Source organism: Kribbella sp. NPDC050820, assembly GCF_040653975.1.
Classification (GTDB): domain Bacteria; phylum Actinomycetota; class Actinomycetes; order Propionibacteriales; family Kribbellaceae; genus Kribbella.
Genome location: NZ_JBFAHB010000036.1, coordinates 1 through 12,891, shown reverse-complemented (window position 1 = coordinate 12,891; position 12,891 = coordinate 1). Strand labels below are relative to the sequence as shown.

Annotated in this window: 7 protein-coding genes; all 7 read left to right on the top strand. The window is 70.5% G+C overall.

Annotation, left to right across the window (positions count from 1 at the left end):
* The first annotated feature begins 29 nt into the window (after positions 1 to 29).
* The 7 genes from AB0H36_RS27080 to AB0H36_RS27050 all read left to right on the top strand — a co-directional run bounded on the left by AB0H36_RS27080 (position 30) and on the right by AB0H36_RS27050 (position 12,703).
* Positions 30 to 4,856, top strand: a complete 4,827-nt coding sequence (locus AB0H36_RS27080) for a hypothetical protein (protein WP_360529123.1) — start codon at positions 30 to 32, stop codon at positions 4,854 to 4,856.
* A 10-nt stretch (positions 4,857 to 4,866) separates the two neighbouring features.
* Positions 4,867 to 5,799 carry an LLM class F420-dependent oxidoreductase gene (locus tag AB0H36_RS27075; protein ID WP_360529120.1) on the top strand — a complete coding sequence of 311 codons (933 nt, stop codon included), beginning with the start codon at positions 4,867 to 4,869 and terminating at the stop codon, positions 5,797 to 5,799.
* A gap of 89 nt (positions 5,800 to 5,888) precedes the next feature.
* On the top strand, positions 5,889 to 7,124 hold the full coding sequence (locus AB0H36_RS27070) for a Fic family protein (RefSeq protein WP_360529117.1): 1,236 nt from the start codon (positions 5,889 to 5,891) through the stop codon (positions 7,122 to 7,124).
* Between the two features lie 181 nt (positions 7,125 to 7,305).
* Entirely contained in the window at positions 7,306 to 10,083 is a 2,778-nt protein-coding gene (gene acnA / locus AB0H36_RS27065; RefSeq protein WP_360529114.1) for an aconitate hydratase AcnA, read from the top strand.
* Positions 10,084 to 10,164: 81 nt separating this feature from the next.
* Positions 10,165 to 10,716 carry a HEAT repeat domain-containing protein gene (locus tag AB0H36_RS27060; RefSeq protein WP_360529111.1) on the top strand — a complete coding sequence of 184 codons (552 nt, stop codon included), beginning with the start codon at positions 10,165 to 10,167 and terminating at the stop codon, positions 10,714 to 10,716.
* Positions 10,717 to 10,750: 34 nt separating this feature from the next.
* Entirely contained in the window at positions 10,751 to 10,999 is a 249-nt protein-coding gene (locus tag AB0H36_RS27055) for a hypothetical protein (RefSeq protein ID WP_360529108.1), read from the top strand.
* 57 nt (positions 11,000 to 11,056) lie between these two features.
* Positions 11,057 to 12,703 (top strand): alkaline phosphatase D family protein, encoded by a 1,647-nt coding sequence (locus AB0H36_RS27050; protein ID WP_360529105.1) that lies wholly within the window; start codon positions 11,057 to 11,059, stop codon positions 12,701 to 12,703.
* The last annotated feature ends 188 nt before the right edge of the window (positions 12,704 to 12,891 follow it).

The window sequence follows — 12,891 nt, the reverse complement described above, 5'->3', positions numbered from 1 at the left end:
CCCTGGATTCCAAATGCGCTGGAGACCTGATGCCGCTCGTTGACCTGGACGACCCAGACGAGTTGCGTGCCCGCTGGGCCGCGCTCGCCGCGGTCGCCCATGCCACCGGGTTCGACCGGCGCTGGTACGCCGACGAGGCGGGCTACCACCATCAGGACGAGACGGCGTCTTTCCTGAACCTGGTCCGGCTGGACGGTGGGCGGGCGGTGCTGTTCGGGTTCCACACGCAGCACAGCCAGACCACCGGGGCGGATCTGCTCGCGGGCTCGCCGGACTGGATCGGCCAGCCCGAGGTCCGGCAGCTGATCGCGGCGGGCGAGCTCGGATTCGTGTACGGCGCGTTCAACGGGACGTGGGCGCGGGCGTCGTATCCGGGCGACCCGTGGCAGCCGGCCGAGGACGGGTTCGCGCCGATCGGGCACTGGATCACCTCCGACGAGGACACCGCCGGCGAGATGATCGAGTGGGTCGCGGAGTGGTGCGACTACCTCGGCGGGCTCGACGAGCTGGTGCCGTTCGGGGTGCAGCTGATCCGGGCCGGGGTCACGCTGGATTCCTTGGCGGAGTTCTTCAGCATCTTCGGGATCGATCCGCGCTCGCCGGTGCAGCCGGACCTGCCCGCCGGGGTGGCCGCGGCCGGCGACTTCAACCTTGCAGTCGCAGAACAGTTGGCCGACGAGCCTGACACAGCCGAGGTCTCGGTCGTTGAAGATGCCGTGACTGGAGCACCCGAGGACCTGGAGGACGAGGAGTCGTACGTCGTTCCTCCCGGCATCAGCCCGTTCACCGGCCAGCCGATCGACGAATCGGCGCAGGCCGGTCCTGCTTATGCCGAACCGGAGCCCTACTACGACCAGACGCCGTACCGGGAACCCGCACGGGACGACGACTACGGCATCGTCTCCAGGAAACAAGGCTGGCTCCGCCGCCGGAGGCACGACGACGCCCCCGCCGATGACGGCGGTCCCGCTGACCGCGGCGGTCCCGCCGACCGCGGCGGCTCCGCTCCGGGCGGCTTTGAGCCGGGCGGTTCCGCCGCGGCCTACCAGTCCGGCGGTCCTGCTGCCGCCTACCAGTCCGGTGGCCCCGCGCCCGGCACCTTCGTCCCCGACGGCATCATCGGCTCCGGCCTCCCGTACGGCGCCCTCCCCTCCTCGGAGCCACCCCGAGTAGGCGGCGGAGTCCACGAAGGCGAAGACTTCTACGCCAGCCTCTTCGCCGACGCCCCCGCAGCCGCCTACCAACAGCCCGCTGCCCCCGCCGACGAACAAGACTGGGAAACCACCGAACAACCCTCCTGGTCCGACGAAGACGCCACCAGCGAGTACAACCCCTTCCCCGAAGACCCCACCCCCACCAACGACTGGGTAGGCGGCGCCTGGATCAACGGCAAATGGGTAGAACACCCCGCGTCCCCCCACGCCTCCACCCCACCCACCCCCGCCCCCCACCCCACGCCCGCAGCCCCCCACCCCTCCAGCACCCCCACCCCCGCAGGCGCCCAGCCCTCCAGCAACCACGCGCCCGCAAGCAGCCAGCCCTCCAGCACCCACGCGCCCGCGCCGCACCCGTCAACCACCCACCAGCCCGCCCCTCAACCGCCCACTCCACACCAGCCGGCCGCCCACCCATCGGCCCTGCACCAGCCGAGCGCCCATCCGTCCGCCTTGCGTGAGCCGGATGCCCAGCCCTCTGCCCTGCACGAGTCAGGCGCCCAGCCGTCTGCCCTGCATCAGCCGGGCGCCCAGCCGTCTGCCCTGCATCAGCCGGGCGCCCAGCCGTCTGGCCTGCGAGAGCCGGGCCCCCCGCACCAGCCGTCTGCCTCGCACGAGCCAGGTGCGCAGCCGCCTGCACCGCACGAGTCGGGCGCCCATCAGTCTGGCCAGCTCCAGTCGGGTGCCCAGCAGTCCGCCACCCACCCGCCGGGCTCGCACCCGTCGGCCGCGAACGCCCCGGCCTCGCAGCCGTTCGCACCCTCACATTCCGAGGACTCGACCGCGTTCCCACCGGCCCCGGAGTCCGCACGGCAAAACCCATTCCTCCCCACCACGTCCGCGGCACCCTCGGACCTCGAAGACGACGACGCCCCCACCGCCGAAATCGCCGCCGTCCTAGACCCCACCGACGACGAGGAAGACCTGGCCTCCTTCACCGGCCCGTCCCCCTTCGCCCCGGTAACCCCAGAACCAACCGAGGACCACCCCACCCCCCTCATCGGCCTACCCTCACCCGCCGGCAGCCCCAACACCTCCGCCGACAGCCAGCCCGCGCCCATCGACTCCCGCGCGGCCTCCGCTGGCCTGTCATCTCCCGAAGCCCGCTCCAGCACCCCCACGGACGGCGAGCCGACCGTCCACCCCAACCAAACCGTCAGCCACCCGGCGGAGCCCACTGACCAGGGCCCCGCCAACCGCGTCGACACCTCACACGACCACCTCGACGACACCAGGTCACGCCCCGGTGCCCCCATGGCTGGAGCGCCCGGGCACGCAACAGCTGACGAGGCTGCTCCCGAGCGAGCTGACGAGGCGGCGCAGTACGGCGATGGGTTGGACGACACCGGCGTACCTAGCGCGCAGTACGGCGAGGGGGCGGACGACGCCGTACCTGGTGCGCAGTTTGATGAGTCCGAGGACGATCTCACGGCAGAGATCCCGGTTGTGTCAGACGAGCCGCCGGCGGACGAGCAGTCCGCGGCGGAGGCCGCTGCTGGGCAGATTGTGTCGGCTGAGCCTGCGTTGCGGTTCAGCGTGCGGGTGGATCCGGATGCTGAAGAGGATGAGGTCTTCGGTACGGCACCGGCCGCTACAGCTCAGGTTGAGCCTCACCCTCAACCGCAGCCCTGGCCCCAACCCCACCCCGAGCCGTGGCCACAACCCGACCCCCACCCGGCCCCCTGGCCCCAGCCCGGCCCGCACCCCGAGCCCACGCCAGGTCCTGGCCCAACACCCGGCCCGCAGCCGACCCCCGAGCCCCAGCCGACTCCGGGCCCCGAGCCGACGCGCCCCGAGCCGACGCCTCAGCCTGAGCCGACGCCCGGGCCGATCCCGGGTCCCGGTCCGGAGCCCGAGCCATGGCCCGAACCCGAGCCCCAACCCACGCCGGAACCAACTCCGGAGCCCACCCCACAACCGGAGCCCGAGCCTGAGCCTGGCCCCTGGCCAGAACCCGAGCCACAGCCCGAGCCCACTCCCGAGCCGATGCCGTGGCCGGAGCCCGAGCCGTCCCCGCAGCCGGACCCCATGCCCCGCCCCGAGCCCACCACCCACGTGGCGCCGGCAGCTCACCACGACCCGCTGAACACCCACCCAGCCGACAACCGCCCGCCTGCCCAGGCGGCCCGCACCGAGTCGCCGTACGACGCGAGGCAGGCGGTCGCACCGTACGACGACGCACCACAGACGACCCACCGCGAGTCGGCGTACGGCGACGCGAGGGCTGACGCAGGGCACGACGACGCGGCGCAGACGACCCATCGCGAGTCGGCTTACCGCGACGCGATGACGGACGCGCCGTACGACGACGCGGCGCAGGCGACCCGGCGCGAGTCGGACTACGGCGACGCGAGGCAACTGGGCGCGCCGCAGGACGGCCGGGCAGGGGCCTCGTACGACGAAGCGAGGCAGGGGTCTCGGCAGGAGCCGCCATTCGGCGACGCGATGCAGGCCAACTCGCCATACGACGAGCGAGCACGGGCAGAGGCGCCGTACGAGGGCGAGGCGCGCCCGGAGGCTCCATACGACGGTGCGACGCAGGCGGGTGACCCGTACGGCGACGTGCAGGCGGACGTGTCGTACGGCGACGCGCGGGCGGACGCGGCATACGACGAGACGCAGGCAGGCGCGCCAAGCGGCGCCGCGGCGCCGGAGTTTTACGACGACGTCGCGCGGGCGGGGCGGCAGGAGTCTGCGTACGACGACGGCGCGCAGGCGGGTCGGCAAGAGACCGCGTACGAGGACGGCGCGCGGGCGGGTCGGCAGGAGACCGCGTACGAGGATGCGGCTCGTCCGGGTCGGCAGGAGTCGGCGTACGAGGATGCGGCGCAGGCGGGTCGGCAGGAGTCCGCTTACGACGACGGCGCGCGGGCGGGTCGGCAGGAGGCGTACGAGGACGCGGCGCGGGCGGGTCGGCAGGAAGCGGAATACGGGGGCGAGGCGGACGAGTTCGGGGCGCCGTATGACGGTGCCGCTGCTCGGCGCGAGGCGGCGTACGGGGCGGCGGAGTTCGCGGGGGCTGGCTTCGGCGCCGATGCGGATGATGACGAGCCGACCAGTTTCATTCCTGTCATAGGGGATGAGCCGGTGGCCGACGTGGCTGCTGCCGTGCGGATGTCTATTCCTGGCCTGGGGCTGGTGGGGGCCGATGGGCCGCGGATTCAGCCGGAGCCGGGGTCGATCGAGGAGGCGATGCGGGCCGAGGTGGAGCGGCCGCGGCCGCGGCCTCGGGCGACGGAGGCGTTCGAGGCGCTGCACGCGTGGTGCCGGGCGCGGACTGCGGTCGTGCCGTCCGGGTTCACGATTCAGGTCCAGGTGCTTGACCCGGCGGCGCCGTCGTACCGGTTCGACCTGGAGCCGCCGGAGGTGGACGATCCGGAGTTCGCTGCCGACAAGCTCAGCGGTCTGCTCGGCGACCTGTGGATCACCGAGGCCGGCGACCAGGGCGGCTGGTTGTTCGCGCGGATCGACGCGGCCGGGCGGACGCTGCGGATCGACCGGTGGTACGACCAGGTGCCCGACTGGTGGGACAACCCGGTGGAGCCGCGGCTCGACGTACACGGCTTGGTACGGCGGCTGTACGACCGCGGTCCCGAGTGGCAGCCGTCGTACCTGGAAAGGCTGTACACGACCGCGAGATAGCGTTGTCCGCATGCTTCTCAGGATCTTCACCGAACCCCAGCAAGGTGCCTCGTACGACGATCTGCTCGCGGTGGCACGCAAAACCGAGGAGAACGGGTTCGACGCGTTCTTCCGCTCGGACCACTACCTGGTGATGGGCGACCACGACGGCCTGCCCGGACCCACCGACTCGTGGATCACGCTCGCCGGCCTGGCCCGGGAGACGAGTCGGATCAAGCTCGGCACGCTGGTCAGCTCGGCCACGTTCCGCAACCCTGGCGTGCTGGCGATCTCGGTGGCGCAGGTCGACCAGATGAGCGGCGGCCGCGCCGAGCTCGGGCTGGGCGCCGGCTGGTTCGAGGCGGAGCACAAGGCGTACGGGCTGGACTTCCCGGACACGCCCGGCCGGTTCGACCTGCTGACCGAGCAGCTGGAGCTGATCACCGGCCTGTGGGACACGCCGGTGGGGGAGAAGTACGACTACGCGGGCAAGCACTACCAGCTGACCGACTCGCCGGCGCTGCCGAAGCCGGTCCAGCAGCCGCACCCGCCGATCATCATCGGCGGCGCGGGCAGGAAGCGTACGCCGTCTCTCGCCGCGCAGCACGCGGCCGAGTTCAATGCCGGGTTCCGCTCGGTCGAGGAGACCGAGACGCTGTTCAAGCGCGTCCGTGCCGCCTGTGACGCGATCGGCCGCGACCCGCAGACGCTGGCCCTGTCCACCGCCCACACCGTCGTGGTCGGCAAGGACGACGCCCAGGTCAAGCAACGCGCCGCCGCCATCGGCCGCGACGTCGAAGACCTCAAGCAGAACGCCATCGCCGGCACCCCCGCCGAGGTCGTCGACCGCCTCGGCCAGTTCGCCGCCGCCGGCTCCCAACGCCAGTACGTCCAGATCATGGACCTCCAAGACCTCACCCACCTCGACCTCATCGCCGCCGAGGTCCTCCCGCAGGTGTCCTGAGCACAAGTCGGAATAGCCCGAACGTTATTCCGAGTTAGACTGACTAAGTCGGAATAACGCCGACGCAGTTCCGACTTGGAGGCAGTCCGGTGACGCCCGCGCGAATCGACAGCCCGGATCCGGAGAGAAGTGGTTCGGATCCGGGCTGGCCGGCGCACGTGCCCGACGTCCGGCCGTGGCGCCAGCGCACCCGAGGCGGTACGGCGGCCGACCGCAGGCTCACCGAAGTCGTGGCGATGCGACCGCCGTTGATCGGGGATCGCGACGTACGGCTGAGTCCGGAGTTGGCAGCCGTCATGGAAGCGTGTGTGATCGAGATTGCCGCGCTCGACCACTCGCACGGTGCCGAGCTCGGCGTACTCGAGACCCTGCTGCTGCGTACCGAGTCGGTCGCCTCGTCGAAGATCGAGCACATCCACGCCTCGGTCGACGACTTCGCCCGGGCGCTGCACGGCATCAGGTCGAACCCGTCGGCGACGTCGATGGTCGCGTCGACAGCTGCGCTGGCCGCCCTGGTCGGTTCGGTCGACGACGGCAAGGACATCGAGGTCGCGATGATCCTGATGGCTCACCTGGCCCTGATGGTCGACGATCCGCACGAGCATGCGTACGCCGGCCGGTTCCGCGACATGCAGAACTGGATCGGCGGCAGCGACCACTCACCGCGGAACGCGGTCTACGTGCCACCGCCGCCGGAGACGGTCAATGAGTACGTGGCCGACCTGGTGAAGTTCGGCAACCGCACGGACCTGCCGGTGCTCGCCCAAGCCGCGATCCTGCACGCGCAGTTCGAGTCCGTCCATCCGTTCACCGACGGCAACGGCCGGATCGGCCGCGCGCTCATCAACACGGTGCTGCGCCGCCGCGGGGCCACCCGGCGCGTCGTCGTCCCGCTGGCCTCCGCGCTCGTGGCGCGGCGCGACGACTACTTCGACGTCCTGAGTGCCTATCGCGAGGGCCGTGTCGAGCCGATCATCCGGTCGTTCACCGCGGCATCGGCCGTCGCCGCGCGGGAGTCGCGGGTGAGTGCGGCCCGGATCGCCGAGCTGCCGTCCGTCTGGCGAGAGAAGGTGGCTGGCCGGCGTGGCAGTGCGGCGTCCCGCCTGCTCGACGGCCTGATCGCGGCGCCGATCTTCTCGGCGAGCGAGGCCGAGGAAACCATCGGTGGCGCAACAAGCAGTGTGTACGCCGGGATCGAGCGGCTGCATGAGGCAGGGATCATCCGTCCGCTGACGGACCGGACGCGAAACCAGGTCTGGGGAGCGGCGGATCTGCTGGACGAACTGGACGACCTGGCGGCCCGGATCGAAGCGGCGATGCGCTGACCGCGTCTTCAGCCCGCGGGTTGTCCACAGGAGGGATGTTGGGGTGCTGGGGTGGCTCGATGTCGTGTATCTTGATGTCGAGAGAGTTTGTCGGGTGAGGTTAGGGGAGCCTGATCTCGCGGCCGGGTGCGAGGCTCGGCAGGATGGGCACAGGAACTGGACCGGATAGAGGAGCAGGTTGATGGCGAGCGTCGACAGCTTCGGTGCCAAGGGGGCACTCGAGGTCAACGGACAGTCGTACGAGATCTTCAGGTTGGCGGGTATCGAGGGCGCGGACACGCTGCCGTACTCGCTCAAGGTGCTGCTGGAGAACCTGCTGCGCACCGAGGACGGTGCGAACATCACCGCCGAGCACATCTCCAAGCTCGGCAACTGGGACCAGAACGCGGCGCCCGACACCGAGATCCAGTTCACCCCGGCCCGGGTGATCATGCAGGACTTCACCGGTGTCCCGTGCGTGGTCGACCTGGCCACGATGCGCGAGGCGGTCGCCGAGCTCGGGGGCGACCCGACCAAGATCAACCCGCTGGCTCCGGCCGAGCTGGTCATCGACCACTCGGTCATCATCGACGTGTTCGGCCGGCAGGACGCGTTCGAGCGCAACGTCGAGCTCGAGTACGAGCGCAACCGTGAGCGCTACCAGTTCCTTCGCTGGGGCCAGACCGCCTTCGACGAGTTCAAGGTGGTCCCGCCCGGCACCGGCATCGTGCACCAGGTGAACATCGAGCACCTGGCCCGGACCGTGATGGTCCGCAACGGCCAGGCGTACCCGGACACCTGTGTCGGCACCGACAGCCACACCACGATGGTCAACGGCCTGGGCGTACTGGGCTGGGGCGTCGGCGGGATCGAGGCCGAGGCGGCCATGCTCGGCCAGCCGGTGTCGATGCTGATCCCGAAGGTGGTCGGCTTCAAGCTGACCGGCGCGGTCCCGGCCGGCGCGACCGCGACCGACGTCGTGCTGACCATCACCCAGATGCTGCGCAAGCACGGTGTGGTCGGCAAGTTCGTCGAGTTCTACGGCGACGGCGTGGCCGCGGTGCCACTGGCGAACCGGGCCACCATCGGCAACATGAGCCCGGAGTTCGGCTCCACCTGCGCGATCTTCCCGATCGACGACGTCACGCTGGACTACCTGCGGCTGACCGGCCGCTCCGACGCCGACGTCGCGCTGGTCGAGGCGTACAGCAAGGAGCAGGGCCTCTGGCACAACCCGGCGATCGAGCCGCGCTACTCGGAGTACCTCGAGCTCGACCTCTCGACCGTCGTCCCGTCGATCGCGGGCCCGAAGCGGCCGCAGGACCGGGTCGAGCTGAGCGAGGCCAAGGAGGCCTTCCGCGGTGCGCTGACCGACTACGCGACCGAGGAGCTGGACGTCGACCCGTCGGAGACCGGGAGCTTCCCGGCCAGCGACGCGCCGAACGGCCACGGCGCCAACGTCAACGACGAGCCGCACGTGCCGCACGGCAGCGACGGGCGCCCGTCGATGAAGACCACGGTCAGTCTGGACGGCCAGGAGATCGAGCTCGACCACGGCCACGTCGTGATCGCCAGCATCACCTCCTGCACCAACACCTCGAACCCGTCGGTCATGCTGGCCGCCGCGCTGCTGGCCAAGAACGCGGTCGACAAGGGCCTGGCGTCGAAGCCGTGGGTGAAGACGTCGCTCGCGCCCGGGTCGAAGGTCGTCACCGACTACTACGAGAAGGCCGGCGTCACGCCGTACCTGGAGAAGCTCGGGTTCCACCTGGTCGGGTACGGGTGCACCACCTGCATCGGCAACTCCGGCCCGCTGCCGGAGCCGATCTCGGCCGGGGTGCAGGAGGCCGACCTGGCGGTCGTCTCGGTGCTGTCCGGCAACCGCAACTTCGAGGGCCGGATCAACCCGGACGTCAAGATGAACTACCTGGCCAGCCCGCCGCTGGTGATCGCCTACGCGCTCGCCGGGACGATGGACTTCGACTTCGAGACCGATGCCCTGGGCAAGGACACTGACGGCAACGACGTGTTCCTGCGCGACATCTGGCCGAGCGCGGACGAGGTGGAGCAGACGATCGCCACTTCGATCAACAAGGAGATGTTCACCAAGGACTACGCCGACGTGTTCGCCGGTGACGAGCGCTGGCAGTCGCTGCCGACGCCGGAGGGCAAGACGTTCGCCTGGGACCCGGAGTCGACGTACGTGCGCAAGCCTCCGTACTTCGAGGGCATGGCGAACGAGCCGGCCCCGGTCACCGACATCGCCGGCGCCCGGGTGCTGGCCAAGCTGGGCGACTCGGTCACCACCGACCACATCTCCCCGGCCGGCTCGATCAAGGCCGACAGCCCGGCAGGCACGTACCTGGCCGAGCACGGTGTCGAGCGCAAGGACTTCAACTCGTACGGGTCGCGGCGCGGCAACCACGAGGTGATGATCCGCGGCACGTTCGCGAACATCCGGCTGCGCAACCAGATCGCGCCGGGCACCGAGGGCGGGTTCACCCGCGACTTCACCCAGGCCGACGCGCCGGTCACCACGATCTACGACGCCGCGCAGGCGTACGCCGAGGCCGGCACGCCGCTCGTGATCCTGGCCGGCAAGGAGTACGGCTCGGGATCGTCGCGCGACTGGGCCGCCAAGGGTACGGCGCTGCTCGGCGCGAAGGCCGTGATCACCGAGTCGTTCGAGCGGATCCACCGGTCGAACCTGATCGGCATGGGCGTGCTCCCGCTGCAGTACCCGGAGGGGGAGACCGCGGAGTCGCTCGGCCTAACCGGCGAGGAGACGTTCGACATCTCCGGCGTGACCGAGCTGAACGACGGCTCGATCCCGCGCACCGTGCACGTCAAGGCGACCTCGCCCGACGGCTCGGAGAAGGAGTTCGACGCGGTGGTCCGGATCGACACCCCAGGTGAGGCCGACTACTACCGCAACGGCGGCATCCTGCAGTACGTCCTGCGGTCCCTGATCGCGGGCTGACGCACCACCTGAGGAGCCGGCCGGGGCGAGCCCGGCCGGCTCTTCGGCATTCTGTCGGCGGTCGCCGCTTTACTGGTGTGCATGACCGACCGGCAGCCACCGCGGGAGATCGTGCTCGAGGCGTGCGCGCAGTACGGCGAGGACGCGGTGATCGACTTCGCGATCGCCGTACTGACCGGTGCGGTGAGCGCGGACGAGGCGTTCACGACCGAGGTCGACAAGCTGAAGTGGTTGGTCGGTCCGACCGTCGGCGGCTGGGCGAAGCTCGATCCGGTCAACTTCTACTGGGCGCGCGTCTGGGCTGCCCGGGTCTTTCTGTACGCCTGGCGTGACGACGCGGTCGACGTCCTGCTGATCGCCGCCGCCGACCCGGCGTGGCGGGTGCGGGAACACGTCGCCCGGGTCACGGCCCAACGGGAGCTCGGCCAGCTGGTCGATGCGCTGCTCCCTGGTCTGACCTACGAGCTGCCCCGAGTGCGCTCGGCCACTGCTCGGGCGGTGGGCGCGGCCGGCGAGGCCGAGCACGCCGAGGCGTTGCAGGGGCTTCTCGACGACCCCGACCACGCCGTCCGCGCCGCCGCCGAGAAGGCTCTCGACCGGCTGGAGTCCCGGCTGGAACGGAATCTCCGCTAGCCGGCAGGCAGAATCGAGTCGCCGAGGAGGCGGCATGAAGTACCTGATGCTGATCTACGGCAACGAGGACGTCTGGAACAGCCTGGCGCCAGAGGACCTGGATCTGCACATTGCCCCGGTCGTTCTCGACGGTGGGATGCGCCTGCTCGACGATCTCGGCCTGGCCGGCAAGGAGGCGATCGAGCTCACGCCGATCCGGGTGATCCAAACGCCTGCGGCGACGCACCTCCGCTATCGGGTGCTCGGGCGAGCGCCGCTCGTCCCCGACGACCGGGGTATGTAACCCATTGGCCACCTGGAAGTCAGCCTCCGCACATCATTGACGGGAACGGTCGGGCGCATGGAGACCTCCCGTAGATCCGTCCTGAAAGCCGGTCTGGCTTCCACTGCGGCCGTCGCCGGCCTGACCCCCGCCCTCGCCACCTCGACCACCGCCGCCGCGACGCCGGTCCGGCAGAACCCGTTCACCCTCGGCATCGCCAGCGGCGACCCGTGGCCGGACGGGTTCGTGCTGTGGACCCGCCTCGCCGTCGACCCGGTCGCGCCGGACGGCCTCGGCGGCATGCCGAGCCGCGCGTACGCGGTGCAGTGGCAGGTCGCCACCGACTCGCGCTTCCACCGCGTCGTCAAGGCCGGCGTCGCGGTCGCCCGGCCGGAGCACGCGCACGCGATCCATGTCACCGTGCAGGGCCTCGAGCCCGGTCGTGAGTACTACTACCGCTTCCGCGCCGAGGGCCACGTGTCTTCCACCGGGCGGACCCTGACCTCACCGGCTCGCGGTACGACGCCGCGCGAACTGTCGATGTCGTTCGTCTCGTGCTCCCAGTTCGAGCACGGCTGGTTCACGGCGTACCGGCGGCTCGCCCAGGACCACCCGGACCTCGTGCTCCACCTGGGCGACTACCAGTACGAGTACACCAAGGGCGCGTACGTCGCTCCCGGCGGCAACGTCCGTGATCACGACGGACCCGAGACCACCGACCTGGCGTCGTACCGGCAGCGGCACGCGCAGTACAAGACCGACCCCGACCTGCAGGCCGCGCACGCGGTCGCGCCGTGGCTGGTGGTGTGGGACGACCACGAGCTCGACAACAACTGGGCCGACGAGGTCCCGGAGCGGGCCGAGGACGGCTTCCTGGCTCGCCGCGCGGCCGCATTCCAGGCGTACTACGAGAACATGCCGCTGCGCGCCTCGTCGAAGCCGCGCGGGATCGACATGCAGCTCTTCCGCCGGGTGAAGTGGGGTGAGCTGGCAACGTTCCACATGCTCGACACCCGCCAGTACCGCGACGACCAGGGCTGCGGCGACGGCTACAAGGACTGCCCCGCCGCCGTCGACCCGAAGCGGTCGATCACCGGCGACCGGCAGGAGAAGTGGCTGATCGACGGCTTCCGCAGGTCCGAGGCGCGCTGGGACATCCTCGGCCAGCAGGTGTTCTTCGCGCAGCGCGACAACAACTCCGGCCCGCTGAAGGTGACCTCGATGGACTCCTGGGACGGGTACGTCGCCTCCCGCGACCGCATCACCCGCGGCTGGGTCGACGCCCGGGTGCGGAACCCCGTCGTACTCACCGGCGACGTGCACGCCCACTGGGCCTCGGACCTGAAGCTCGACTACGACGACCCGACGTCGCGCACCGTCGGCTCGGAGCTCGTCTGCTCGTCGATCACGAGCGGCGGCAACGGCGCCGACTCCGCGACGGGCTCACACCCGTGGTTCGCCTGGAACCCGCACCTCCGCTTCCAGAACAACCTCCGCGGCTACGTGAACACCACGATCACCCGTGAGTCGCTGGTCGCCGACTTCCGCACCGTCCGCGCGGTGCAGACGAAGGACGCCGAGGTCTTCACCCGAGCCCAGTTCACCATCGAAGACCGCAACCCCGGCCTCAACCTCACCGCCGACAACCCACCGGCCCCCGCCGCCGCCCGCACTCTTGCCGGCGCCGCCGAGGACACAGTCGCCTGGGAAACCGCCCGCCCGTAACACCCCAGCCAAACCCGTTGGTGAGCCCGGGAAAGCCGGGCTCAGCCAACCCGGGGGGGGGAACCCCAAGGGGGGGGGGGGGTTTTGGGGGGGTTTTGTGGGGTGGGGTGTTGTTTTTTTTCTTGGTTTTGGGGGGGTTGGGGGGGGTGGTTTTGGTGGTTTTTTTGGTGGGTTTTTTGTTTGACCCG